This is a genomic window from Proteus sp. G2673 (genome assembly GCF_009915125.1).
GTDB classification, from domain to species: domain Bacteria; phylum Pseudomonadota; class Gammaproteobacteria; order Enterobacterales; family Enterobacteriaceae; genus Proteus; species Proteus penneri.
In genome coordinates, this window is record NZ_JAABLT010000007.1 from 1 (window position 1) to 25,569 (window position 25,569).

The window sequence follows — 25,569 nt, forward strand, 5'->3', positions numbered from 1 at the left end:
GTTGGGTAGGGGAGCGTTCTGTAAGCCTGCGAAGGTGTACTGTGAGGTATGCTGGAGGTATCAGAAGTGCGAATGCTGACATAAGTAACGATAATGCGGGTGAAAAACCCGCACGCCGGAAGACCAAGGGTTCCTGTCCAACGTTAATCGGGGCAGGGTGAGTCGACCCCTAAGGCGAGGCTGAAAAGCGTAGTCGATGGGAAACGGGTTAATATTCCCGTACTGGTGGTAACTGCGATGGGGGAACGGAGAAGGCTAGGTTGTCCGGGCGACGGTCGTCCCGGTTCAAGCATGTAGGCAGAGTGATTAGGCAAATCCGGTCACTTAATGCTGAGGTGTGATGACGAGCCACTAAGGTGGTGAAGCAATTGATGCCCTGCTTCCAGGAAAAGCCTCTAAGCTTCAGGTTACCAACAATCGTACCCCAAACCGACACAGGTGGTCAGGTAGAGAATACTCAGGCGCTTGAGAGAACTCGGGTGAAGGAACTAGGCAAAATGGTGCCGTAACTTCGGGAGAAGGCACGCTGGCGGTAAGTGAAGTCCCTTGCGGACGGAGCCGAAGCCAGTCGAAGATACCAGCTGGCTGCAACTGTTTATTAAAAACACAGCACTGTGCAAACACGAAAGTGGACGTATACGGTGTGACGCCTGCCCGGTGCTGGAAGGTTAATTGATGGGGTTATCCTTAGGGAGAAGCTCTTGATCGAAGCCCCAGTAAACGGCGGCCGTAACTATAACGGTCCTAAGGTAGCGAAATTCCTTGTCGGGTAAGTTCCGACCTGCACGAATGGCGTAATGATGGCCAGGCTGTCTCCACCCGAGACTCAGTGAAATTGAACTCGCTGTGAAGATGCAGTGTACCCGCGGCAAGACGGAAAGACCCCGTGAACCTTTACTATAGCTTGACACTGAACATTGAGCCTTGATGTGTAGGATAGGTGGGAGACTATGAAGTGTGGACGCCAGTCTGCATGGAGTCAACCTTGAAATACCACCCTTTAACGTTTGATGTTCTAACCTAGGCCCGTAATCCGGGTCGGGGACCGTGTCTGGTGGGTAGTTTGACTGGGGCGGTCTCCTCCTAAAGAGTAACGGAGGAGCACGAAGGTTGGCTAAGCATGGTCGGACATCATGCGGTTAGTGCAAAGGCATAAGCCAGCTTGACTGTGAGAGTGACGGCTCGAGCAGGTACGAAAGTAGGTCTTAGTGATCCGGTGGTTCTGAATGGAAGGGCCATCGCTCAACGGATAAAAGGTACTCCGGGGATAACAGGCTGATACCGCCCAAGAGTTCATATCGACGGCGGTGTTTGGCACCTCGATGTCGGCTCATCACATCCTGGGGCTGAAGTAGGTCCCAAGGGTATGGCTGTTCGCCATTTAAAGTGGTACGCGAGCTGGGTTTAGAACGTCGTGAGACAGTTCGGTCCCTATCTGCCGTGGGCGTTGGAAGATTGAGAGGGGTTGCTCCTAGTACGAGAGGACCGGAGTGAACGCACCACTGGTGTTCGGGTTGTCATGCCAATGGCATTGCCCGGTAGCTAAGTGCGGAAGAGATAACCGCTGAAAGCATCTAAGCGGGAAACTTGCCTCAAGATGAGTCTTCCCTGTCACCTTGAGTGACCTAAAGGAACGTTTAAGACTAAGACGTTGATAGGCTGGGTGTGTAAGCGTAGCGATACGTTGAGCTAACCAGTACTAATGAACCGTGAGGCTTAACCTGACAACACCGAAGGTGTTTTGTCTGAGAGACAAAGATGAATGAAGTAGGCTTGTTTAAGATTGAATATTGCTGGTTACGAACTGATGAAGGGTGAGTAACGGGTAATAAAACAGACCAGTTTGTCTGGAACAAACTGGAACAGTGCAGAGCACTGGCCCCAAAGGGGTGAGTCTCAGGAAGAGACGAATAATTAAAGAATTTGAAGAATTCTGCTTGGCGGCCATAGCGCAGCGGACCCACCTGATCCCATGCCGAACTCAGAAGTGAAACGTTGTAGCGCCGATGGTAGTGTGGGGTCTCCCCATGTGAGAGTAGGGAACTGCCAGGCATTAATTAAGACGAGAAAGCCAACCCAATGGGTTGGCTTTTTTGCGTTTGGAGTTTTTATTTTTTAATCCTCTATTCCATTTCTTTTTAATAAATTGTTTTTATTTAAAATAATTTATTCCATCCTATTTCTATACCTAGATTAGTTTTATATACCGATTCAAATTATAAAAAAACATAGAATTAAACATATATTTAACATCATTTTTGTGACAATATTAATTGTCATACAAATATAACGATAAATAAATGGCGGTCAGTAAACTATTTTGTATAAAAGATAAGCAATAGGAGCAAATGTATGGATATTAATTTTTATGTCACATGTATTGGGGATGCTCTAAAATCCCATATGGCAAGAGACAGCGTATTACTGCTAGAAAAATTAGGTTGTCGGGTTCATTTTCTTGAAAAACAAGGTTGTTGTGGTCAACCCGCTATTAATAGTGGTTATATCGAGAACGCAAAACCAGCTATGAAAAAATTTATTGAAACCTTCGAAGTTAATGATTATCCAATTATTTCTCCAGCGGGATCTTGTACTTATGCAATCAAAGGTTATTCCAAATATTTAGCTAATGAACCTGATTGGGCAATGCGAGCTGAAAAAATAGCTAACAGAATGTTTGATTTAACTTCTTTTATTGTAAATCAGCTTGGTGTTCTTGATGTCGGCGCCAGTCTTAAAGGTAAAGCTGTTTATCACCCATCTTGTAGCCTATTTCGTAAAATGGGCGTTAAAGAAGAACCTATTAAATTATTACAGCATGTAAAAGGTCTTGAATTATTACCTTTTGAAGATATGGAAACGTGCTGTGGTTTCGGGGGGACATTCTCAGTCAAAATGGCCGAAATTTCAGGAGAAATGGTAAAAGAAAAAGTACACCATATTATGGATGTTAAACCTGATTATTTAATTGGTGCAGATGTTAGCTGTCTTCTAAATATTGGTGGACGTTTAGAGCGAGAAGGACGCCCTGTTAAAGTGTTACATATTGCACAGGTCTTGATGAGTCATGAGGAGGAATTATGTCGTTAAGAACGAGTTCTATTCCTTTTAAAGATCTTATCGATCGCCAAGTACATGATGAAGTTATGCAAAAAGCCGTTGCTAATGCACAAGAAACTATTGGTAAAAATCGGCAAAAGATGGTTGATGATCTTGGACATTGGGAAGATTGGAGAGATAGAGCAGCGCAAATTCGAGATCATGTGCTTGTTAACTTGGATGCTTATTTATACCAATTATCTGAAAAAGTAGAAGAACATGGTGGGCATGTTTTCTTTGCTAAAACAAAAGAAGAAGCAACGCAATATATTCTCAGTGTAGCTAAAGAAAAAAAAGCAAAGAAAGTTGTTAAAGCTAAATCAATGGTAACTGAAGAAATCGGTATGAATACCGCATTAGAGAATGCAGGTATTAAAGTTATTGAAACCGATTTAGCAGAATTTATACTCCAGCAAGCCAAAGATGCGCCTTCGCATGTTGTTGTACCTGCTATTCATAAAAATAGAGAACAAATTCGTCAAATATTCCATGATAAATTGGGATATAACGGCTCTGATACACCAGAAGAAATGACTCGTTTTGTTCGTCAAAATATTAGAGACGATTTTTTTACTGCCGATATTGGTGTAACGGGTTGTAACTTTGCAGTTGCAGAGACGGGTTCAGTTTGTTTAGTGACTAATGAAGGTAATGCTCGCTTAAGCACTACATTACCTAAAACACATATAGCTGTGATGGGTATGGAGCGTATCGCACCGACATTTAAAGAGGTGGATATTCTTATTACCATGTTAGCACGCAGTGCCGTTGGATTACGTTTAACGGGCTATAACACATGGCTTACAGGGCCTAGGGAAAAAGATAATGTTGATGGCCCTGAAGATTTTCATCTTGTTATTGTTGATAATGGGCGTTCAAAAATTATCGGCTCCGAATTTAAAGATATTTTGCGTTGTATTCGTTGTGGGGCCTGTATGAATACTTGTCCTGCTTACCGCCATATTGGTGGCCAAGGATACGGCTCTATTTATCCAGGCCCAGTTGGTGCTGTTTTAACCCCTTTATTAGGTGGTTATAAAGATTTTAAAAACCTTCCTTATGTGTGTTCATTATGTACCGCCTGTGATTCTGTATGTCCTGTAAAAATCCCACTATCCAACTTAATTAAAAAACATAGAGATGTGATGGTTAAGGAAAAAATCACACCAACAACGGAGCGTACGATCACCGATATATTTAACTATGTAAATCGTCATCCTACATTATGGAAAGTTGGTATGAATTGGGGAGCTCATGCTGCAAGGTGGTTTATTAAAGAGGGGAAAACGCCTTTAAATATAGGTGCATTAAAAGCGTGGACTGAAGCAAGAAACTTGCCACAAGGTGATGGTGAAAGTTTCCGTAGTTGGTTTAAAAAACATCAAAAAGAGGAGAAATAAGAGATGAATAATAAACATACATTCCTATCTCATTTAGCTTCTCAGTTAGGAAGACCATTAAAAACAATACCTGACTCATTACCAACACCAATAAATACATATCCGGAAGAAAGATTAACTGAATTATCGGAAGAGGAACGATATCAATATTTTCTTAATACCGCTAAATTAGCAGGCAGCGATTATGAGACAACGACACAAGAAGCCTTACCTCAGTGCTTACTTGCACTATGTAATAAATATGGTTCATCAGTGATATTGACGGGTGATCCTCGTTTAAAAGAAAGTGGTGTTATTGATTTATTATCTCAACATTGTGATGTTAGTGTGTGGGATCACCATGTTGGTGCAGAAAATATTGAACATGTAAAAAATGCTAAAGTGGGGATTGTCTTTGCCGAATATGGACTTGCTGAATCAGGGGGCGTTGTTTTATTTTCTGGAGCAGATAAAGGACGTAGTGTTAGTTTGATCCCAGAAACAACACTCTTTGTTATTAAGAGGAGTACCATTTTACCAAGAGTTGCACAATTAGCGGAAAAACTTCATCAACTAGCAACAAAAGATGTCCGAATGCCTTCTTGTATTAATATTATCAGTGGACCAAGTTGTACCTCTGATATTGAATTAATTAAAGTTGTTGGTGTTCATGGTTCTTTAAATGCCATTTATATAGTGATTGAAGATTGCTAATAATTCTTTGTAAGGAGCCATATATTATTGTGGCTCTTGTTCTTCTGAACTTAATAAATCATATTTTAAGAGATTTTTATTACCATCAATGACCATGATGGGGGATCTCGGCTGATAGCAATCAGCTAAGGGTGAATAGCATTTATTTGGTGAGTGATGTTCTATACCAAGCCAACTACTTAATAACCAATAATTATTTGCTGTTGAATAAGGTTTGCTTAACATCTCATTACTAATGATTGGTTTTGTTGTTGAGGGGCTATACCAAATAAACAACGGGATATCGTAAGCTTCTTTACGTGGTGTATTTACGCCATGATGATAACGAACCTCTCTATTCTTATCGAGACGCTGTAAAGCATGATCGGAAAAATAGAGAATAGAAGCTGGCTTATCTTTGACTCTTTCAATGATGTCATTAATTAATTTATCTGTATAAGCGATAGAGCTGTCATAGCAATTATCATCATCTTCTTGCGTGAATTTCTTTAAATACCGATTGGGAAATCGATTACAGGCCGGCTCATGGCTACCATATGTATGTAAGATGATTAATTTTTTCTGTGCAGAGGGTTCTTTCAGAGCGCTATCTAAATAAGGAAGTAGCTCTTCATCATAACCGATAAATTCATTCCACTTTTTATTTTGGGCCATATTCGCAATGACAGAAATAACACTGGTTTTTTGATTACCTTCACCTTGGTTACTTAGCCAATATGTTTTAAATCCGGCATGATTGGCAAGGGAAACAATATTATCAGCATAATGATTTTTATCTTGTAACTGTTCTAATCCTATATTTGAGAGTGAAATTGGTACAGAAAGAATGGTTACTGGTGCCGGAGAATAAACTTGATTGAATAAAATAAGATGACTCTTTTCTTTCATTAGATTAGGTGTTGTATTGTGCTGATAGCCATAAATTCCTAGATGATCTCTGCGAACGGATTCTCCAATAATTAGGATGTAAATTTCTGTATTATCACTATTTTTATTATATTGGAACTCAACTTTTTGAGAAGGAATTCTTCTAATTTTGCGATTTTCGTGGAGAGTTCGGACAAGTGCTGCTGCATTATAAAAAGGTGTATTCAGAAGAGTATATTCTGCAAGTAATTTACTATTGTTGTCGTTTCTTAATGCTAAGCTTTTATAAAATGGAATAATGGCGATTAATATAACAAAAGCAGTTACACTTTTTTTTGTCGTTTTTAGATCAGATACTTGAGCCGCTTTATGGATAAAAAAATAGTAAACGGCAAAAGCACATATATAAAATAATACATAGTACTTATTATAAGAGAGCATACCGACAGTTTCGCTACTGTTAGTATTAATAAAAGTTTCAGCAATGGATGATGAAAAGGCAATATCATGCTCACGATAGAAAAATAGAGAAATAGAAAGGTTTAAAGACCATAGCGCACTAATAACAAAGGTTATTATTTTTCCCAAAAAGTAACGATAAATGCCACTACACATCAGCATAAGTAGCCAACCAATGAGAACAATATAGATTTTTTGTTCTATATACAGCGTTGAACCACCCAATGCTGCAGGTGCTATAGATAAGAAAAATAAAAGTGCGTAATGAGTTTGCCAAGACATAATCTATTTAAAAACTACCATCTCTTTTTATATAAAATAAAAAGTTAATCATTTACTTTTTGACAATACAAGCCTTGTTTGTCTGAAGTGTGTCTGAAATTGATATTATTATGCTTCTTTCTCATTATTTTGGGCGCTTTAGCTTTATTAATAAGTCATGTGGCAAATAAATTATGTTTACTTTTTGTTTGTAATTAATTGATTTTAATTTATTTTATTTTTCTCTTTATACCGGTAGAGTAGTTGATAATAAGTTATATAAATAATCGTATAGATATGTAGTTAAAGCTTAAAAATATTATAAATAAGTAAATGATAGAAATAGGAGCACGGTTTTTATGATAATTGATAAAAATGATTGGAATTGAAGAGCCCCAAAGTTGGAATTCACTTTGCGGCTCTTTTTATTAAGAAAGATTACATTATTTCTAGCTGTTAGTGCTGTTTACCTTGCTCAATACCCAAGCCAATTTGAGAACGGATAAACTGTGCTTGGAATTTTGCTTTTTCTTGCTCACCTAAAGATGATTTATCTGTAATAGAGAAAAGCCATGAGATAATAAAAGCAATAATTATTGAAAATAATGCCGGATATTCATAAGGGTAGATTGGTTTTTCATGACCTAAAATACTAACCCAAATTGTTGGCCCTAAGATCATCAACGTGACAGCAACGAGTAAACCAGACCATCCTCCCGCTACGGCTCCTCGTGTTGTAAGTCCTTTCCAATACATAGATAACAATATGATTGGGAAGTTACAGCTTGCCGCAATTGAGAATGCTAACCCCACCATAAAGGCAATATTTTGCTTTTCAAATAAAATACCTAAACCGATAGCGACGATACCTAAGATAACTACAGTAATTTTAGATACTTTTAGCTCTTGTCTTTCATCTGCATGGCCATTTTTAATTACATTAGCGTAGAGGTCATGCGATACCGCAGAAGCCCCCGCTAAAGTTAGTCCCGCAACAACGGCTAAAATAGTGGCGAAGGCAACAGCTGAAATAAAGCCTAAGAAGAAATTACCGCCGACTGCATCCGCTAAGTGAACGGCCGCCATATTGGTTCCGCCAATTAAAGCGCCAGTGGCATCTTTGAACATAGGATTAGGGCTAACGAGTAAGATAGCGCCGAAACCAATGATAAAAGTAAGAATATAGAAATAACCAATAAAACCTGTTGCATAGAAAACACTCTTACGGGCTTCTTTTGCATCGCTAACAGTAAAGAAGCGCATGATGATATGAGGAAGTCCCGCTGTACCAAACATTAAAGCAAGACCTAAAGAGAGAGCCGATATAGGATCGGAAACCAATCCACCAGGGCTCATGATAGAGAACCCTTTTGAGTGAACACTAACGGCTTCTTTAAATAAGGTATTGAAATTGAAATCGGCAGCTTTCATCACCATAACAGCCATAAAACTTGCACCTGCAAGTAATAAAATAGCTTTAATGATTTGAACCCAAGTGGTGGCTAACATGCCTCCAAATAAAACATATAGCACCATTAGAATACCAACAAGCACAACGGCAATATGGTAGTTTAAACCGAAAAGGAGTTCGATTAATTTTCCGGCACCCACCATTTGTGCAATTAGATAAAGGGCAACGACAACCAGTGATCCAATAGCAGAGAGAGTTCTTACAGGTTTAGGGCTTAAGCGATACGAGACAACATCCGCAAAGGTATAACGTCCTAAATTACGTAAGCGTTCAGCAATGATAAAAAGAATGATAGGCCAACCAATTAGAAATCCAATTGAATAGATAAGTCCATCATAACCCGAGGTATAAACCAGAGCGGAGATCCCTAAAAAGGATGCGGCAGACATAAAATCACCGGCAATTGCCATCCCATTTTGAAAGCCAGTAATTTTTCCTCCAGCTGTATAGTAATCTGAACGTGAACGAGTACGTTTAGAGGCCCAATAAGTAATATAAAGCGTTAATCCGACAAATATCAGAAACATAATAATAGCCTGAATATTCATCGGTTGTTTTTCACCTCCTTCTGTTATTGCAGCAGCATAAGCCACTGTTGAAGAAAGGAAAAATAAGCTTATTGCATAGAGTAAATTTCTCATTTTTCTACCTCTTCAATAACTTCAGCGGTAAGTTTGTCAAATTCAGTATTAGCTTTGATTACGTAAATACCTGTTAATAGAAATGAGGCAATAATTAAGCCAATACCAATAGGAATACCTCGTGTAATGTAGCTTCCTTCATATAGTGGTGTACCTAACCACTGTGGATAGAATGCAATAAGTAAGATAAACGAGACATACATAACGAGCGTAATAATTGAAAGTGTCCATGAAAAACGACTACGTTTATTAACCAGTTCTTTAAAGCGAGGGTTGTTTTCTATCTCTTGATAAATATTGGCATTCATCAGAGTTCTCCTCTATATAATTGTTTGGTTTATCACTTGATTTAGAGGCTTCAATCCCCTGCATTTCATGATTTTTAGGTAAGAGCGCCCAGCAAAGACATTTTCATGTCTTTGCTTTGTCGTATTACGTTTTTTAAATGACAGCTATTTTGTTGTGTATTAAGCGGTGAGTGATAGAGACTGTTTTTCTTCTAACAGTTTCTCTACAACACCCGGATCAGCGAGTGTTGAGGTATCTCCGAGGTTAGTTGTGTCACCAGAGGCAATTTTGCGCAAGATTCGGCGCATAATTTTCCCTGATCGTGTTTTAGGTAAGGAATCTGTCCAATGTAGGATATCTGGTGTCGCTATTGGTCCAATTTCTTTACGTACCCAGTTGCGAACTTCAGTATAAAGTTCAGGGGTTGGTTCTTCACCGTGATTTAAAGTGACATAAGCATAAATGGCTTGTCCTTTAATATTGTGAGGAATACCCACTACTGCGGCTTCTGCAATTTTAGGATGTGCAACAAGAGCAGATTCAATCTCTGCTGTTCCTAAACGGTGACCTGAAATATTCAAGACATCATCAACACGTCCTGTTATCCAATAGTCACCATCTTCATCTCGGCGCGCTCCATCACCAGAGAAATACATACCTTTAAAGGTTGAGAAGTAAGTTTGTTCAAAACGATCGTGATCACCAAAAAGTGTTCTTGCTTGACCCGGCCAAGAATCAGTAATCACTAAGTTGCCTTCACAAGCCCCTTGCTGTACTTCTCCCATATTATCGACAATGGCAGGTTGAACGCCGAAGAATGGGCGTGTTGCTGAACCCGGTTTTAAATCCATAGCACCCGGTAGTGGGGTTATCATGAAACCACCCGTTTCTGTTTGCCACCATGTATCAACAATCGGGCATTGGCTACGTCCCATTTTCTGATAGAACCATTCCCAGGCTTCCGGATTAATAGGTTCACCTACAGAGCCAAGGATCCGTAGAGAGGTGCGTTGAGTATCTTCAATCGCTTTATCGCCTTCAGCCATTAGCGCACGAATTGCGGTAGGGGCTGTGTACAGAATGTTGATTTGGTGCTTATCAACGATTTGAGCCATACGGTTAACTGATGGGTAATTAGGAACACCTTCAAACATAACCGTAGTCGCACCATTTGAAAGTGGGCCATACAGTAAGTAGCTATGGCCTGTTACCCAACCCACATCAGCGGTACACCAATAAATATCGCCTTCATGATAATCAAAGGTGTATTTAAAGGTCATTGAAGCATAAACGAGATAGCCCCCTGTAGTGTGCAGTACACCTTTAGGTTTGCCTGTTGAACCTGAGGTATACAGAATAAAGAGAGGATCTTCTGCATCCATAACTTCGACTTCACATTCTGCACTGACATCTTGGATGATTTCATCCCACCAAACATCACGTCCATCAATCCATTGTTCGGTATGTCCTGTGCGGCGAAATACCACTACGTGATTAATCGGCGGAATATCGGCGTGGTTTAATGCATCATCAACATTTTTCTTTAAAGGAATAGCGCGACCCGCTCGTAATCCCTCATCAGCTGTAATGACTAATTTAGCTTTTGAGTCTATGATCCGGCCAGCAACCGCTTCAGGGGAGAAACCACCAAAAATAACAGAATGGATAGCACCAATACGAGTACAAGCAAGCATAGCGACTGCGGCTTCTGGCACCATAGGCATATAAATCGCCACAACATCGCCTTTTTTAATACCTAAGTTTTTTAATACGTTAGCGAATTGGCAAACATCGTGGTGAAGTTGTCGGTAAGTAATTTTTTTTGACTCATTAGGTGAATCACCTTCCCAAATAATGGCGACTTGATCACCTCGTATTTTAAGATGGCGATCAAGGCAGTTTTGGCTGATGTTTAGCTGTCCATCTTCAAACCAGCGAATGCGTACATGGCCTGGGTCAAAGGATGTATTTTTTACCACAGTATATGGCTTTATCCAGTCAACGATTTTCCCCTTATCTGCCCAAAAGGCCTCAGGGTTTTTGATAGATAATTCATAGTCTTTTTGGTATTGCTCTTTATTGATCAGGGCGTGTTCTGCAATGCTTGCAGGAATATGATGTTGGTTTATTTTTGTCATAATAGTTCTCCTCACTATTGTTAATACTATGTCAAAAAGTCGTTAACAAAAGAGGGGAAATAAAGATTGTTTCTTTTTTGCGCAGAAGATCACGAATTAATGGAAATGCTTTTTATGGAATGTTCAAATAGTGCGAAAGCTAGTGATGAATGATTAATCTACTATTTTCTCGTTTAATAGGATTATTGTTTAATAGAAGGCTTTATAATTAAAATAATATACTATGAAAATTAATTTAACCGTGCTGGATAAAAAAACCACAATAACAACATGGATATGATAATGATTTTCATTAACGTTTTTTTCACTATAATGAAATGAAAAGATAAATCACATGGTGTGATCCAAGATAAAACAGCACTGGAGATTAATATGAGCTATACATTACCTGCACTGCCTTATGCTTATGATGCGTTAGAACCTCATTTTGATGAGCGTACAATGGAAATTCACCACACTAAGCATCATCAAACTTATGTGAATAATACCAATACAGCATTAGAAAAATTACCTGAGCTTGCTGGTTTAGAAATTGATGAATTAGTTAAAAACCTTCATAAAGTACCTGCTGATCAACGTACATTCTTACGTAATAACGCAGGTGGTCACTCTAACCATTCATTATTCTGGAAAGGGCTGAAGCTAGGTACTCAATTACAAGGTTCACTAAAAGAGGCGATTGAGCGCGATTTTGGTAGCGTTGAGGCTTTTAAAGAGTTATTTGAAAAAGCAGCAGCTAGCCGTTTCGGTTCTGGTTGGGCTTGGCTGGTATTAAAAGACGATGGCAAACTTGCGGTAGTTTCTACAGCAAACCAAGATAGCCCATTAATGGGTGAAGAGTTAGCTGGCGCATCTGGTTACCCAATTATAGGGTTAGATGTGTGGGAGCATGCTTACTACTTGAAATATCAAAATCGTCGCCCTGATTATATTAAAGCGTTTTGGTCCGTTGTTAACTGGGATGAAGCGCAAAAACGTTTTCAAAGTAAAGCATAATTGAGTAAATAGCTTCCTTTCTTTTTATATTTTCAATGCCGACATATGTCGGCATTGTTTCTTTTGAACACTCTCTTTACTATGGGGCATTGTTTTCTGTTTAGGTAGTGAGCCATGCGTTATTTTCCTAGTGTTTTTATCGGCAGCATCACAACAACGTCTAATGGATTTACCAGTGCGATCACCAAAAGGCTGGTGGACGGTCATATCAAACTCACTTCGTTGGGATTAGAAGGAGATGAGCAAGCTGAAAAGAGTTTTCACGGTGGCCCTGATCGCGCACTTTGTCACTATCCTAAAGAACACTATCTTTATTGGGCTGAGCAATTCCCACAATTGACGGATTTTTTTCATGCTCCTGCATTTGGTGAAAATATCTCAACAACAGGCATGACAGAAGAAAATGTTTTTATTGGTGATATTTATCAATGGGGAACCACATTAATTCAAGTTACTCAGCCTCGCTCTCCTTGCTATAAACTTAACACGGTGACAGACGTCAGTAATTTTTCGCAAATTATGCAAGATAGTGGTTATTGTGGTTGGTTATACCGAGTTGTGAGTACAGGAGAAACCGGTAGCCATCATCCTCTTATTTTGGTTTCAAGAAACAGTGATGTTTCTGTGAAAGAGGCGATTTCAATTGCTTTTCATATGCCTTTTGATGAAGAACTTTATCGTCGGTTATTAAGTGCCGCAGGATTATCTGCGAGTTGGAGCAAGACTATGCAGTTAAGATTGCAAAATCAAACTATTGAAAGTTTTAATCGACGCTTGTTTAAGGAATAAAAAGAAACACCTCTCTAAAAATGAACTGGGGTCAGTTCAAAATAAGAGAGGTGTTTTTTATGTATTAAAAGGAAATTACGGATGAGCAATAAACCCGATTGCGTCATAAACCTTGTCTAAGGTTGCTTGAGCGCGAGCTTTAGCTTTATCTGCACCTTCTTTCATTATTTTATTAAGTAATGCTTCATCATTACGGAATGTGTTAAATCGTTCTTGAATGTCGGTTAGCATTTCAGAGACCGCATCTGCGACAGCACCTTTTAGATGACCGTACATTTTGTCTTCAAATTCAGCTTCTAATTCAGGAATAGTTTTACCTGTTACACCCGCTAAAATATCTAATAAGTTAGATACACCCGCTTTATTTTCAAGATCGTAAATAACACGAGGTGGCTCTTCTGAGTCTGTCATTGCACGTTTGATCTTTTTAGCTGCTGATTTAGGATCTTCAAGCAATGCGATAACGTTATTACGGTTATCATCAGACTTAGACATTTTTTTAGTTGGATCTTGTAATGCCATCACACGCGCACCACCTTTTGGAATAAAAGGATCGGGTACAGTGAAGATATCGCCATAAATAGCGTTAAAGCGCTGAGCAATATCACGGCTTAATTCAAGATGTTGTTTTTGATCGATACCAACAGGGACTTGGTTTGTTTGATAAATCAGAATATCGGCTGCCATTAATACAGGATAATCGAACAACCCTGCATTGATATTTTCAGCATGACGCGCTGACTTATCTTTAAATTGAGTCATTCGGCTCAATTCACCAAAATAGGTATAGCAGTTAAGTGCCCAGCTTAATTGTGCATGTTGTGGAACATGTGACTGAACAAAAATAGTGCTTTTTTCTGGATCAATACCGCAAGCAAGGTACAGAGCGAGTGTATCTAAGGTTCTTTTTCTTAGCTCTTTAGGATCTTGGCGTACTGTAATAGCGTGTTGGTCAACGATACAGTAAATACAATCATAGTCATCTTGCATTTGTACCCATTGACGTAGCGCACCCATATAATTTCCGATAGTTAATTCACCAGAAGGTTGTGCACCACTGAATACAATTGGCTTTTGTGCCGTTTTTTCTACTGAAGTCGTCATTTTAATTCTGTTCCACAGTTGTCATTGGCGTGATATCGAGGATAGAGAGCAAATCAGCAAAATTATCGAGAGTAAAATCAGGTTTGCTGTCTGCAATAGATACGCCGTAGTTATAGCCATAGGTTAAACCTACGCAAGGGCATTGTGCCTCTTGTGCTGCAATAATATCGTTGCGAGAATCCCCAACAAAAAGGAGTTCTTCCTTTTTAACACCAAATGTACCCATTGTTAAATATAATGGTGCTGGATGCGGTTTTTTTTCTTTAACATCGTCTCCTCCTAGCACCAAGGAGAAATACTTATCAATTTCCAGTTGTTGTAATAGTGGAGCGATAAATGGTGACGGTTTATTGGTGACGATACCTAATGGAATATTATGTGAAGCTAATACTTCAAGGGTTTCTTTAACGTGTGGGAATAAATCACTGCCTGTTTTGACGGAAGTTGCATAATGTTCATCAAAAAGATCACGCATTTCTTTTAATAAGGTTTCAGTGACATCCTCAACGCCAGCATTATGCAAAGCACGCGTAAGTAGCATATCAACGCCATTACCCACCCAAATAGTGACGTTATGTTTTCCAGCAGGAGGAAAGCCTTTTGCTTTTAATGCGTAATCCGTTGCTTCTGTAAGCCCTACAGCGCTGTCGGTGAGTGTGCCATCGAGATCAAAGGCGATAGCACGGATACCTTTGAGTTTTTTATCTGTCATTACGATACCTTTTTTAATTCACGGCGCATATTGTCGATAACATGTTTATAGTCGGGCTGATTGAAAATAGCCGAACCAGCAACAAACATATCTGCACCCGCTTGGGCAATTTCAGCAATATTATCGACTTTGACACCGCCATCAATTTCTAAACGAATGTCATAACCACCATCATCAATCATCTTACGAACTTGGCGTAATTTATCGAGAGTGTTAGGAATAAATGATTGGCCACCAAAACCAGGGTTAACAGACATCAGCAGGATAAGATCTAATTTATCCATAACATAGTCGAGATAGTTTAATGGGGTTGCTGGATTAAGCACTAAGCCCGCTTTACAACCACAATCTTTGATTAATTGAATGGTACGGTCAACGTGGTCACTGGCTTCTGCATGAAATGAAATATAAGTTGCGCCTGCTTCTGCAAAATCAGGGATGATGCGATCAACGGGCTTTACCATTAGGTGAACATCAATGGGGGCTGTAATACCGTAGTTGCGCAATGCCTTACAAATTGGCGCACCAAAGGTCAGATTAGGAACATAGTGGTTATCCATAACATCAAAGTGGACAACATCAGCGCCTGCAGCGAGTACTTTTTCAGTATCTTCACCCAGGCGAGCAAAATCAGCAGATAAAATAGAAGGGGCAATCAGAAAATCTTTCATCGCATTCTCCAGACAACACTCCCATTGTCGGGAAGTGTTAACGATTATTTATATAAGGCAAGTAATTCGTTCACTTTGCTACGACCAAGTGTGTTGCTACTGATTGTTCTTCGGACTTTCACACTGTGTAGCTCTTTTGCGTTCACATACCACGTTTTTGTCAACGCAGTCTCATGGTTTGATATTAACACGGGTATCTGTCTCTCGTAAGCCAGCATTGAGGCAAGTTGAGCCAGATGTTCTTGCTCTTGAAAACTAAAGCTATTTGTATGGTATGACGTGAAATTTGCAGTCGGTGATAATGGCGCATAAGGCGGATCGCAATAAACGACAGCACCTTTTTCTGCATTAGTCATCGTTGATGAATAGCTTTGGCAAACAAATTCGGCTTTTTGTGCTTTTTCAGAAAACCAAATTAACTCTATTTCAGGAAAATAAGGTTTTTTGTAACGGCCAAAAGGGACGTTATATTCACCTTTGGAATTATAACGACATAACCCATTGTAGCAATGACGGTTAAGATAGAGAAATAGGACACTACGCTGATAAGGATCAGTTGAGCGATTAAACTCTTGTCGTAGTTGATAAAATTCCTCTGCGATATTCATTTGAGGGGTAAATAATAAGCGGGCATCCTTCATAAATTTTTCAGGATATTGCTTTACCGTGTTATAGAGATGAATTAGATCACTATTTATATCGGCAAGAATATATGAATCGTATTCTGTATTTAGAAAAACAGAACCAGCACCCATAAAAGGTTCAATTAAACAATTACCCTCAGGCAGATGACGTTTAATGTCATCTACCAAAGGATATTTACCACCAGCCCATTTTAGGAATGCGCGTTTTTTTTTCATGCCGTCCAAATTTCTCAATCGTTTCAGAGTCGCCGATTGTACTCTGTTTCAGACAGCATATCAGCGGTGAACCTCGTCTTAATTATTTTTTTAGATCCTGATGAACATGTTTCATCGGTCTAACCCATGGTTGTTTCGCTTGTACCGGTGCTGGTAATGAAGAAACAGCCTGTTTAGCTTCGCTTATATTACGATAGTTACCATAGATGAGTACATACCAAGGGTTACCATTACGCTGAGTTTTATAGATAGCGTAGTTTCCATTTAGGTTCTTTTTAGCGAAAGCTTCCAAGGTATCTTGGCGACTTGCGCCACTTAATTGCAATGTATAATTTGCAGCTGGAATAGAATTTAAATTGCCAGCAGATAATGAGCCTGAAACAACCGGTTTAGTTGTTGCTGGTTTAGGTTGCGTTGTTGCTGGTGGTGTTACTGGTTTTGTCGGTGGTGTTTTTACTTCAGCCGGTTTCTGTACGGGTTGTACTGGTTTGGTGACGGGGGCTTGTGTAACAGGTTGTTCCGGTTTTGGTTGTTGTGCGTTTAATTGCTGATTAGCCGCTTGATTGATGCCCGCTTGTTGTTGATTTAAAGAATCAACGATATCTCCAGGGATCTCAACACGTTGACCTTGTGAATCAATCATTGGTGGTAAGTTTTGTGAAGGTGGTGTTGCTGGCTGTATCTCTTGCCCAGAAATAGATTGAGGAGTCGATGGCTGACCATTTTCTGAAGGCGTAACGGATGACGGTTGTTGAGATAGATCGATATTTCTTTCTGTATTGGTTGAAGGTGCTGGTTCAGTTGTTTCTGGTGATTTTAATGCTGAGCTTATTGCGATAATTAGCAGAATCAGGACTAAAACACCGACACCAATCATCATCTGTTGACGGGATACAGAGAATCGAGCATTTTTTAATGGATTGCTACGAGGTCGATTGGTTCGACGTTCAGGCCTATCCGATGTATCAGGTTTGAGTGAATTATTACCCTTGGTTTCATTATCAGGTTTGAACTCGTCCATTATGCCCTCCGTCAGAGCGTCAAAAAGCGAAAAATATTCTATTCAGCTTAGCCATTACCTCATAGTATAAGGATGAAACGCTTTTTCTGAAACGTTGCATTTGACAATATTAACCAGAATTTTCCTTAAATGAATATTCTGGTTTATTTCTGGTCAGGTAATGGGGTGCTTAATTTGCATTAATGCAAGATGTTATCGCTTTGTGGACTTGTTCGCGAGTAATATCGGCACGTAATTCGGATTGACCGATACCTTTTGGTAAAACAAGGTGTAATTTGCCACCAGATACTTTTTTATCTCTCATCATATGAGGTAAATAGTCATCAGGTGTCATTTCAATAGGGCCATTGACGGGGAGGTTGGCTTTCTCAAGCAATTGAATAACACGTTGAGTCTCTTCTCCAGTGAATTGACCAAGTGCTTGAGATGTTCTTGCCGCCATTACCATGCCTGCGGCAACGGCTTCACCATGCAACCAAACACCATATCCCATATGCGCTTCAATGGCGTGTCCATAGGTATGGCCAAGGTTGAGTAGTGCGCGCAAACCACTTGTTTCTTTTTCATCAGCGGCAACAACGTCAGCTTTTAGCTCACAGCAACGACGGATACAAAATGCCATGGCTTTAGGATCAAGAGCTAAGAGTTTATCAATATTATTTTCAAGCCAGATAAAAAAGTCTTTATCTAAAATGATGCCATATTTAATAACTTCAGCTAAACCCGATGAAAGTTCACGGGGCGGTAATGTGGCAAGACAATCGAGATCGATAACCACAGAAGCGGGCTGATAAAACGCACCAATCATATTTTTGCCAAGAGGATGATTAACCGCGGTTTTTCCACCTACAGAAGAATCGACTTGTGACAATAGTGTTGTTGGTACTTGGATAAAGCGAACACCACGTTGATAGCTTGCTGCAGCAAAACCAGTTAGATCACCAATAACACCACCGCCTAATGCGATAAGTGTTGTATCTCGATTGTGATTTTTTTCTAATAATGCAGTAAAGACATCATTCATGATCTCAAGCGATTTATATTGTTCGCCATCAGGCAAAATTACGCTATCAACCAAAACACCTTGTTTTTTTAAGGTGTCTGTTACCTTTTCTAAATAGAGTGGAGCAAGCGTCACGTTTGTGACGATCATCACTTGCTGCCCTGACTTTAATGGTAAAAAGGTATCTTCTTGATGAAAAAGGCCAGAAGCGATGGTAATGGGATAGCTTCTTTCACCTAATGTGACAGTGATTTTTTCCATAACAGTGGCCTTCTTCTTATTGTCTTTACTTAACCTTATAAATAGCTGAATGTATTAGTTTTGTTCTAATAATTCAATTATTTGATTGGCTACAATTTTTGCACTCTGATCATCAGTATGAATAGTGATGTCAGCAATCTCTTCATAAAGAGGATTACGTTCTTCAGCTAATGTCTCTAAGACATCACGCACAGGTTCAACACCTTGCAATAAAGGACGTTTTTTATCACGTTGGGTACGAGCGAGTTGTTTTTCAATGTTGGTTTCTAAATAAACAACCACACCACGTGCAGATAGTCTGTTACGGGTTTCTCGCGATTTCACCGAACCACCACCTGTTGCAAGTACAATGCCTTGTTTTTCAGTAAGTTCGTTGATTATTTTCTCTTCTCGTTGACGGAAGCCTTCTTCGCCTTCAACATCAAATACCCAACCTACATCCGCACCTGTACGCCGCTCAATTTCCTGATCGGAATCATAAAACTCCATACTAAGTTGTTGAGCTAACTGACGACCAATAGTGCTTTTGCCGGCACCCATAGGCCCAACCAGAAAGATATTACGTTTCTCTGCCATGTTTTTGGTATTACTAAGATATTCGTTAATGATAACCCGCCCCGCCAAATTCATTCAGCGACGGGACCTAAACTGAAATTTATGAGTGTTTATCTAATTCACGCCTGATAACATTTGTTATCTACTCTCATAATAAGACTGAGTTCTTTCAGTAGATCGCTATAAAATAACCACATGCTGTCATAAGTGACAACATAGGATAAAAATCCCTTTGCCCACAGTACATAACAAAAACTACTAAAAAGTAATTATCTTTGTTGGCAATGCGGAGATTCTAACACAATTTAGTCGGAAAACCGCATCTGATAATATTGTCTTTTTCGTCATCAAGCGATCAATATTACATATAAAAAGCCCTACCTCCAAGAATAGAGGAAGTGCATAAAATGTATCCGTATTTTTATTGTGATGTTTCAGGCTCACTCAAATTAGCTAACCCTTGTAAGCTAAATCGTCCTCATCGTCAAATCTATAAATACAGATTATAAGAAAAAACAATGAATAACTCTCAATTTAATCTTAGTAAAAAACATGTAATTAATTGTATTTTATAATGAAATTACTTTTCACATAAAAAATTAGATTAATTTGGGTGTAATAAAAATAACCAATTCATGACGACTGTGTTGATCTCTTTTATGACTGAAAAGTACGCCAAGTAAAGGAATCGAGGATAAGAAGGGTATCTTTGCCGTGTGTTCTTGCTGTTTCTGCTGAAATATACCTCCTAACATAATGGTTTCTCCATCACGAATCGCCACTTCTGTGCTGATCTCTTGTTTATCAATAGACAGATGTTCACTTCCACTTTGAACAAGTGCAATGCCCGGTGTGTTTTGACTAATTTTAAGTATTAACCTTATCTTTTTATTTCTTTGAATAATGGGTGTGACTTCCATACCCAAGACAGCCTCTTTAAATTGAACTTGTGTAATTTCATTATCTCGACTGACATAGGGGATCTCCGTTCCTTGTTTTATGGATGCTGTTTTTTCATGAGCGGTTGTTAGCCGTGGACTTGCAATAATAGATAATTGTTTCTCTTGTTCTAACGCACTTAATTCAAGCTCTAATAGGCGTCCATTGATTCTGGCAATGTTGAATGCAATATAGTGAAGGGGATTTTTGGTGTTTTGATGGAGTGATAATGCAGAGAGTGAAGGTGTTGATAGCGCCGAATTAAGTGAGGAGGTTGCTGAAATCGTATTAGATACTGTTGTAGATGTTGCTTCGGTTTGTGTTTTTAATGCTTGTAACCCCCATTGAGTGCCTAATTCATTTAAAGCATCCTGACTGCTACTGACAATATGCGCTGTGATGTGAACTTGTTGTTGTGGGGTGTCTCGTAGTTTTAGCCAATCTTCTATTTCAGACAGTGTTTTACTATTATCAATAATTGAAAGACTATTTGCTTCTCTATCAATAATAACCCGCCCTTGCTGACTCAGTAATGGAATAGTGTGATTAGTGAGTTGCTCACCTAGTCTCTCAGCATCAGCATAATTTAAAGGATAAAGTTGGTGATGCAATTCTTCAGATTGCTCTGTCGCTGATGTTCGTTCTTCAATAAAGGTAGATGATATCTTTTCATTATTGATGTTCTGAGGAAAAAAGGGATCTCGGGTGTGAGCCCAAATGGTGGTTGTCATAGATAATATGGCGATTAAAATACCTATTTTCATGATATATCATCCTGTATTGTGTGAGGATAACTTAGTTCTATAAGGCTCATTTGTACTGAAATTAGATAGTTTTCTATTGGAAAAATATTCAGAGAAATAAGTGCTAAACTTGTTTGATTGAGGCATTCCAACAGTGTTAAAAACTGAGAATAAGACAAAGTAAATGTGAGTTTATATAACGAGTTGGGCGTGCTTTCCCAAATTTCTGGTATAAAATGATAAGTCATCAGTAAGTGTTGTAATTGCTCACTAACCGGTGAGTTATTGAATGGAATGTCATAATCTATTTGTTGTGTGATTAGTGAATTAATTGATGGCATTGTGTTTAACGTGTTTTGATGATGATCTATTCGCTTTCGTCTTTGAGCCATTTCTACGTGTTGTTGGGTTATTTCTTGCTGATAGTCCGTGTAGATAAAGAGGTAATAAACTAGCAGGGTAATAAAAGGTATAATTAAGCTTAGTAAAGTGAGTTTCCACTTAGGTAAAAACGCAATAAGTAACAACCATTGTGCATTTATTTTCATTGATGTTCCCCATCTTCTTCACTCCATTGCTCTTGTTTTTCTAATTTTCCGTTTAAATGTACTTCTGTGTAAGACGGATCAGTTTTGCTTTGTTGTAAATAATTCAACGCTAAAGAGGCTAAAACAGGGTGGCTTTTAAGGTTGGTAATAAAAGAGAGTGATTGTGTATTGGGAAGAGTGAGATGCAGTGAACGTTGATTATCTGCCTCATCATAGTGGCTAATCCAACCGGTTGCGGGAAGATGCGTTTCGATAGCTCGAAAGAAGCGAATGTAATGTAAATAGCGTAACCAGTTTTGATAATAGAGTGAATAGTGTTGATAGCGTAAAAGTGTCTGTTTTTTCTGTTTTTGATATATATCGAGTTGTTTTAGTAATAAATCTTCTTGTTGTTGAGTCTGGTGCTGTTGCGCTGTTATGAGTGTTCGTTTTTGTGCCAAATGGTAGGTGTAATAGCTACATACAACGAAAGTGATCGTGACCAATGATAGCGTTTGATAAAGCCATAACAATACTTTTTGTTTAAATAAATTGTGGCGCCAAGGGAGATAATTTATTTGATACATAACACCTCTTCAGGGCGTAATGCTAAACCCAATGCAACAAGTGGAATGAGATCTTTATCTGACGTTGTTTCAAATAAGCTGTGGGAACGATTGGGCCAAATAGGCATCAACTGGCTAAAATATTCTTCGTTATCGCCTGCTAAGTAACACTGTTTTAGTGACCAATGATATTTTTCTACTAACTGGTAAATACAAGTTTGTTGCTCTTGTTGGTTTTCATAGGCGAGAGTACCGTAATGAGGCATATTTTCATCAGATGATACCCAGAGTAGTGTTTTGTTTTTACAGTGTAAAAGTTGATCTTGGGGTGATAGGTCAAGGTAAGTTGCTAAATAACGCAGTGCACATGCAGGGGTATCAATCGCCGTTATTGTTAAATTTATTTGAGAGAATAAGTCAATATACTTATCTAAAATCGTTTTATGGCACAGATGAATGGCGAGTTTATCCTTATTCTGTCGATAATCAAAATTAACAGGGATTTTCGTATTTTGTGTGTAAGATGTGGCTCGTAGTTGTGCTAATCGATAACATGCTGCTGATGTAAGGGAAATTGCATGAGGCAGTGGGATAATTTGATAGCTTTCATAACTATCTGGTAGAGAAAGCGTAACATTATTAATAAAGGGTAAATTTTTACGCCAATTCATTAGGATTTTTCTTAATTTTATATCATTAAAATCGTCATTAAGAGGTAAAGGGAATTGCCAAAATGTACTGATTTTCCATTGTTTATTCTGCTGAAATATCAAAATTGCATTGATATGATGAGTGTTAATTTCAATACCAATCTGATAATTGTGTGTTTCCATAAGAGATATCCATATCTATTGATGAGTAATTGCCTATTTTCAAAGAGGCGTTACCTTTATACTACACACTGTTTGTTGATAAACCGCCCAATTCACACTACATGGGAAATTTAAGGTGAAGTTCTTAAAATATTTTTTCATCTTCGTTTTTGCTTGCATAATTTTGGGAGCAGCCTCGATATATGGTATGTATAAGTATGTTGAGCCTCAGTTACCCGATGTCGCGACATTAAAAGATGTTCGTTTACAAACCCCTATGCAGGTATTTAGTGCAGACGGAGAGTTGATCGCGCAATACGGCGAAAAACGTCGCTTACCGCTAACATTGGAGGAGATGCCTCCTCAACTGATTAATGCCTTTATCGCAACAGAAGATACACGTTTTCGTGAACACCACGGTATTGACCCTATTGGGATCTCGCGTGCTGTTGTAGTGGCATTAACATCAGGACAAGCCTCTCAAGGCGCGAGTACCATTACGCAACAATTAGCTCGAAATTTCTTTTTAACACCTGAAAAGAAATTAATGCGGAAAATAAAAGAAGCCTTTTTGGCGATTCGCATTGAGAAAGAGCTCACTAAAGATGAAATTTTAGCACTGTATTTAAATAAAATTTATCTAGGTAATCGAGCTTATGGTGTGGGTGCTGCGGCTTATGTGTATTTTGGTAAAAGTGTTCATGAGCTTAGCTTAAATGAAATGGCAGTGATTGCTGGTTTACCGAAAGCACCATCTACGCTTAACCCACTGTATTCTTATGATCGTGCTTTAAAACGTCGTAATATCGTTTTACAGCGCATGTATGAAGAGAACTATATCACTCGTGCACAATATGAAAGTGCAAGAGCTGAGCCTATTGTTGCTAAATACCATGCACCGCAAATTGATTTCTCTGCACCTTATCTAACAGAAATGGTGAGAATGGAAATGTATGAGCGCTATGGTGAAAATGCTTATACCGATGGCTATAAAATTTACACTACCATTATTCGTAAAGATCAATTAGCAGCAGAAAAAGCCTTGCGTGACAATGTGATAGACTATGATATGCGCCATGGTTACCGTGGTGCTCAAGAAGTTCTATGGCGTGAAGGGCAAACGCCATGGGATAACGAAGCTATCAACAAAAAATTAAAAGGGATCCAAACTTATGGTCCTTTAATTCCTGCTGTTGTGTTATCTGCTGATGCGAAAGAAGCCAAAGTTATCTTAAAAACGGGCGAGAATATTACGCTAGATTTAAAAGCGGTGCGTTGGGCACGTAAATTTATTTCTGACACCTCGCAAGGCCCAACACCAACAAAAGTTGATGCCGTTGTACATGTGGGCGAGCAAATATGGGTACGTCAAAATAACGAAAATAATTGGGTATTAGCACAGCTTCCAGGAGTAAATGCGGCATTTGTTGCATTAGATCCTATTAATGGTGCGATTATTGCGCTTGTTGGTGGTTTTGATTTTGAGATCAGTAAATTTAACCGAGTTTCTCAATCTTTACGCCAAGTTGGTTCGAACATTAAACCTTTCTTATATGCGGCAGCATTAGATAAAGGATTGACGTTATCGACGCTGCTTAATGATTTACCGATTAGCCGTTGGGATGCGGGCGCAGGTACCGATTGGCGTCCTAAAAACTCACCGCCAACTTATGCCGGTCCTATTCGTTTACGTCAAGGTTTAGGTCAGTCTAAAAATGTGGTGATGGTACGTGCAATGCGCGCAATGGGGGTGGATTATGCTGCTGATTATCTATTACGTTTTGGTTTCCCTAATCAAAATATCGATAGAACAGAATCTTTAGCATTAGGATCACCATCATTTACACCAATGCAAATGGTACGCGGTTTTGCTGTGATGGCGAATGGTGGATATTTAATTGAACCTTACTATATCCAACGTATTGAAAATGCAGAAGGTGAAGTGCTGTTTACTGCAGAGCCAAAAGTAGCATGCCCAGACTGTACAGATATACCGGTTATTTATGGTGATACCATGCGTTCTATCGCTCTATCTGATGACTATATGGAAAACGTTGCTCAATCTAATAAATCTCAGCCAGTAGTTGCTACGCCTGAAATTGAATTAGAACAAGCACCGTTAGCTGAGACTGTAAAAGAAAGCCCTTATGCGCCACACGTTATCAGCACACCACTCGCTTTCTTAATGCATGATGCATTAAGAACAAACCTAGTGGGTGAACCGGGATGGTCTGGTACAGGTTGGCGTGCAGTTCGTGATCTTAAACGTCAAGACATTGGTGGTAAGACAGGAACCACCAACAGTTCTAAAGATGCATGGTTTTCTGGATATGGTGCCAATATTGTTGCCACAGCTTGGATTGGTTTTGATGACAGTAGTCGTAGTTTAGGTCGAACTGCCGCTAGTGGTGGCGAAGCGGGGGCTAAAACAGCCCAACCTATTTGGAACGACTTTATGAAAGTGGCTCTAGATGGTGTACCTGTTAATATGATGCCAATGCCACAAGGTGTTGTGGCTGTTCAAATTGATAGAAAAACAGGGAAACTAGCGGGTGATGGTCCTTCAATGAAAGAATATTTTATTGAAGGTACTCAACCGACAGAAAGAGCAAAAAATGAAGTAGGAACACAGATTTTTGAGGATAATGGCGAATCTAACGAGTTATTCTAATTAATCGAAAATAAAAACCGGA

At 39.1% G+C, this 25,569-nt stretch carries 21 protein-coding genes and 2 rRNA genes; 8 read left to right on the plus strand and 15 right to left on the minus strand.

Translation table 11 applies throughout. The features are described from left to right. The 5 genes from GWI59_RS02915 to GWI59_RS02935 form a co-directional block, all read left to right on the plus strand. Nucleotides 1-1,724, plus strand: a 23S ribosomal RNA gene (locus GWI59_RS02915); the annotation flags it as partial. A 212-nt stretch (nucleotides 1,725-1,936) separates the two neighbouring features. Next, nucleotides 1,937-2,052 (plus strand): 5S ribosomal RNA (gene rrf, locus GWI59_RS02920). Between the two features lie 300 nt (nucleotides 2,053-2,352). Continuing rightward, nucleotides 2,353-3,090: a (Fe-S)-binding protein gene (locus GWI59_RS02925; protein WP_072065048.1), complete on the plus strand. Its 738-nt coding sequence runs from the start codon at nucleotides 2,353-2,355 to the stop codon at nucleotides 3,088-3,090. Beyond that, on the plus strand, nucleotides 3,081-4,499 hold the full coding sequence (locus GWI59_RS02930; protein ID WP_109399451.1) for a LutB/LldF family L-lactate oxidation iron-sulfur protein: 1,419 nt from the start codon (nucleotides 3,081-3,083) through the stop codon (nucleotides 4,497-4,499). The genes GWI59_RS02925 and GWI59_RS02930 overlap by 10 nt, the downstream gene beginning before the upstream one ends. Before the next feature lie 3 nt (nucleotides 4,500-4,502). Then, the gene (locus GWI59_RS02935) at nucleotides 4,503-5,192 is read left to right on the plus strand and encodes a LutC/YkgG family protein (protein ID WP_161723931.1); all 690 of its coding nucleotides are present in this window, start codon (nucleotides 4,503-4,505) and stop codon (nucleotides 5,190-5,192) included. Between the two features lie 24 nt (nucleotides 5,193-5,216). Here the strand turns inward: GWI59_RS02935 and GWI59_RS02940 are convergent, their stop codons facing one another. The 4 genes from GWI59_RS02940 to acs all read right to left on the minus strand — a co-directional run bounded on the left by GWI59_RS02940 (nucleotide 5,217) and on the right by acs (nucleotide 11,317). Then, nucleotides 5,217-6,800 carry a phosphoethanolamine transferase gene (locus GWI59_RS02940; protein WP_161723933.1) on the minus strand — a complete coding sequence of 528 codons (1,584 nt, stop codon included), beginning with the start codon at nucleotides 6,798-6,800 and terminating at the stop codon, nucleotides 5,217-5,219. 435 nt (nucleotides 6,801-7,235) lie between these two features. Then, nucleotides 7,236-8,891: a cation acetate symporter gene (locus GWI59_RS02945; RefSeq protein ID WP_109848566.1), complete on the minus strand. Its 1,656-nt coding sequence runs from the start codon at nucleotides 8,889-8,891 to the stop codon at nucleotides 7,236-7,238. Next, a complete protein-coding gene (locus GWI59_RS02950) occupies nucleotides 8,888-9,199 on the minus strand; it encodes a DUF485 domain-containing protein (RefSeq protein WP_006534371.1) in 312 nt (103 codons plus the stop codon). Before GWI59_RS02950 ends, GWI59_RS02945 begins: the two co-directional genes overlap by 4 nt. Before the next feature lie 159 nt (nucleotides 9,200-9,358). After that, on the minus strand, nucleotides 9,359-11,317 hold the full coding sequence (gene acs / locus GWI59_RS02955) for an acetate--CoA ligase (protein ID WP_161723936.1): 1,959 nt from the start codon (nucleotides 11,315-11,317) through the stop codon (nucleotides 9,359-9,361). A gap of 372 nt (nucleotides 11,318-11,689) precedes the next feature. Here acs and sodA point away from each other — a divergent pair, with 372 nt between their 5' ends. Both sodA and yiiM read left to right on the plus strand, forming a co-directional pair. Next, entirely contained in the window at nucleotides 11,690-12,313 is a 624-nt protein-coding gene (sodA, locus tag GWI59_RS02960; protein ID WP_072065043.1) for a superoxide dismutase [Mn], read from the plus strand. Between the two features lie 114 nt (nucleotides 12,314-12,427). Continuing rightward, nucleotides 12,428-13,102 carry a 6-hydroxyaminopurine reductase gene (gene yiiM / locus GWI59_RS02965; RefSeq protein ID WP_006534376.1) on the plus strand — a complete coding sequence of 225 codons (675 nt, stop codon included), beginning with the start codon at nucleotides 12,428-12,430 and terminating at the stop codon, nucleotides 13,100-13,102. 75 nt (nucleotides 13,103-13,177) lie between these two features. Here the strand turns inward: yiiM and trpS are convergent, their stop codons facing one another. The 11 genes from trpS to GWI59_RS03020 form a co-directional block, all read right to left on the minus strand. Beyond that, nucleotides 13,178-14,206: a tryptophan--tRNA ligase gene (trpS, locus tag GWI59_RS02970; protein WP_109848563.1), complete on the minus strand. Its 1,029-nt coding sequence runs from the start codon at nucleotides 14,204-14,206 to the stop codon at nucleotides 13,178-13,180. Nucleotide 14,207: 1 nt separating this feature from the next. Further along, nucleotides 14,208-14,918, minus strand: a complete 711-nt coding sequence (locus GWI59_RS02975; protein ID WP_072065040.1) for a phosphoglycolate phosphatase — start codon at nucleotides 14,916-14,918, stop codon at nucleotides 14,208-14,210. Then, nucleotides 14,918-15,589, minus strand: a complete 672-nt coding sequence (rpe, locus tag GWI59_RS02980; protein ID WP_006534381.1) for a ribulose-phosphate 3-epimerase — start codon at nucleotides 15,587-15,589, stop codon at nucleotides 14,918-14,920. The genes GWI59_RS02975 and rpe overlap by 1 nt, the downstream gene beginning before the upstream one ends. A gap of 44 nt (nucleotides 15,590-15,633) precedes the next feature. Beyond that, nucleotides 15,634-16,449: an adenine-specific DNA-methyltransferase gene (gene dam / locus GWI59_RS02985; RefSeq protein WP_072065039.1), complete on the minus strand. Its 816-nt coding sequence runs from the start codon at nucleotides 16,447-16,449 to the stop codon at nucleotides 15,634-15,636. An 82-nt stretch (nucleotides 16,450-16,531) separates the two neighbouring features. Next, entirely contained in the window at nucleotides 16,532-17,470 is a 939-nt protein-coding gene (locus GWI59_RS02990; protein WP_072065038.1) for an SPOR domain-containing protein, read from the minus strand. Between the two features lie 169 nt (nucleotides 17,471-17,639). Beyond that, on the minus strand, nucleotides 17,640-18,734 hold the full coding sequence (gene aroB / locus GWI59_RS02995) for a 3-dehydroquinate synthase (protein ID WP_161723938.1): 1,095 nt from the start codon (nucleotides 18,732-18,734) through the stop codon (nucleotides 17,640-17,642). Between the two features lie 54 nt (nucleotides 18,735-18,788). Then, complete coding sequence (gene aroK, locus GWI59_RS03000; RefSeq protein WP_036914409.1) at nucleotides 18,789-19,310, minus strand: shikimate kinase AroK; 522 nt, start codon at nucleotides 19,308-19,310, stop codon at nucleotides 18,789-18,791. A gap of 578 nt (nucleotides 19,311-19,888) precedes the next feature. Then, nucleotides 19,889-20,992, minus strand: coding sequence for a type IV pilus secretin PilQ (pilQ, locus tag GWI59_RS03005; RefSeq protein WP_006534388.1), 1,104 nt, complete (start codon nucleotides 20,990-20,992; stop codon nucleotides 19,889-19,891). Further along, nucleotides 20,989-21,519 carry a hypothetical protein gene (locus GWI59_RS03010; protein WP_006534389.1) on the minus strand — a complete coding sequence of 177 codons (531 nt, stop codon included), beginning with the start codon at nucleotides 21,517-21,519 and terminating at the stop codon, nucleotides 20,989-20,991. Before GWI59_RS03010 ends, pilQ begins: the two co-directional genes overlap by 4 nt. Then, complete coding sequence (locus tag GWI59_RS03015; protein ID WP_161670840.1) at nucleotides 21,516-22,085, minus strand: fimbrial assembly protein; 570 nt, start codon at nucleotides 22,083-22,085, stop codon at nucleotides 21,516-21,518. Before GWI59_RS03015 ends, GWI59_RS03010 begins: the two co-directional genes overlap by 4 nt. Continuing rightward, nucleotides 22,073-22,897 (minus strand): hypothetical protein, encoded by an 825-nt coding sequence (locus GWI59_RS03020; RefSeq protein WP_109848561.1) that lies wholly within the window; start codon nucleotides 22,895-22,897, stop codon nucleotides 22,073-22,075. The genes GWI59_RS03015 and GWI59_RS03020 overlap by 13 nt, the downstream gene beginning before the upstream one ends. A 115-nt stretch (nucleotides 22,898-23,012) precedes the next feature. Here GWI59_RS03020 and mrcA point away from each other — a divergent pair, with 115 nt between their 5' ends. Next, a complete protein-coding gene (gene mrcA, locus GWI59_RS03025; protein ID WP_072065033.1) occupies nucleotides 23,013-25,547 on the plus strand; it encodes a peptidoglycan glycosyltransferase/peptidoglycan DD-transpeptidase MrcA in 2,535 nt (844 codons plus the stop codon). Nucleotides 25,548-25,569 lie beyond the last annotated feature (22 nt).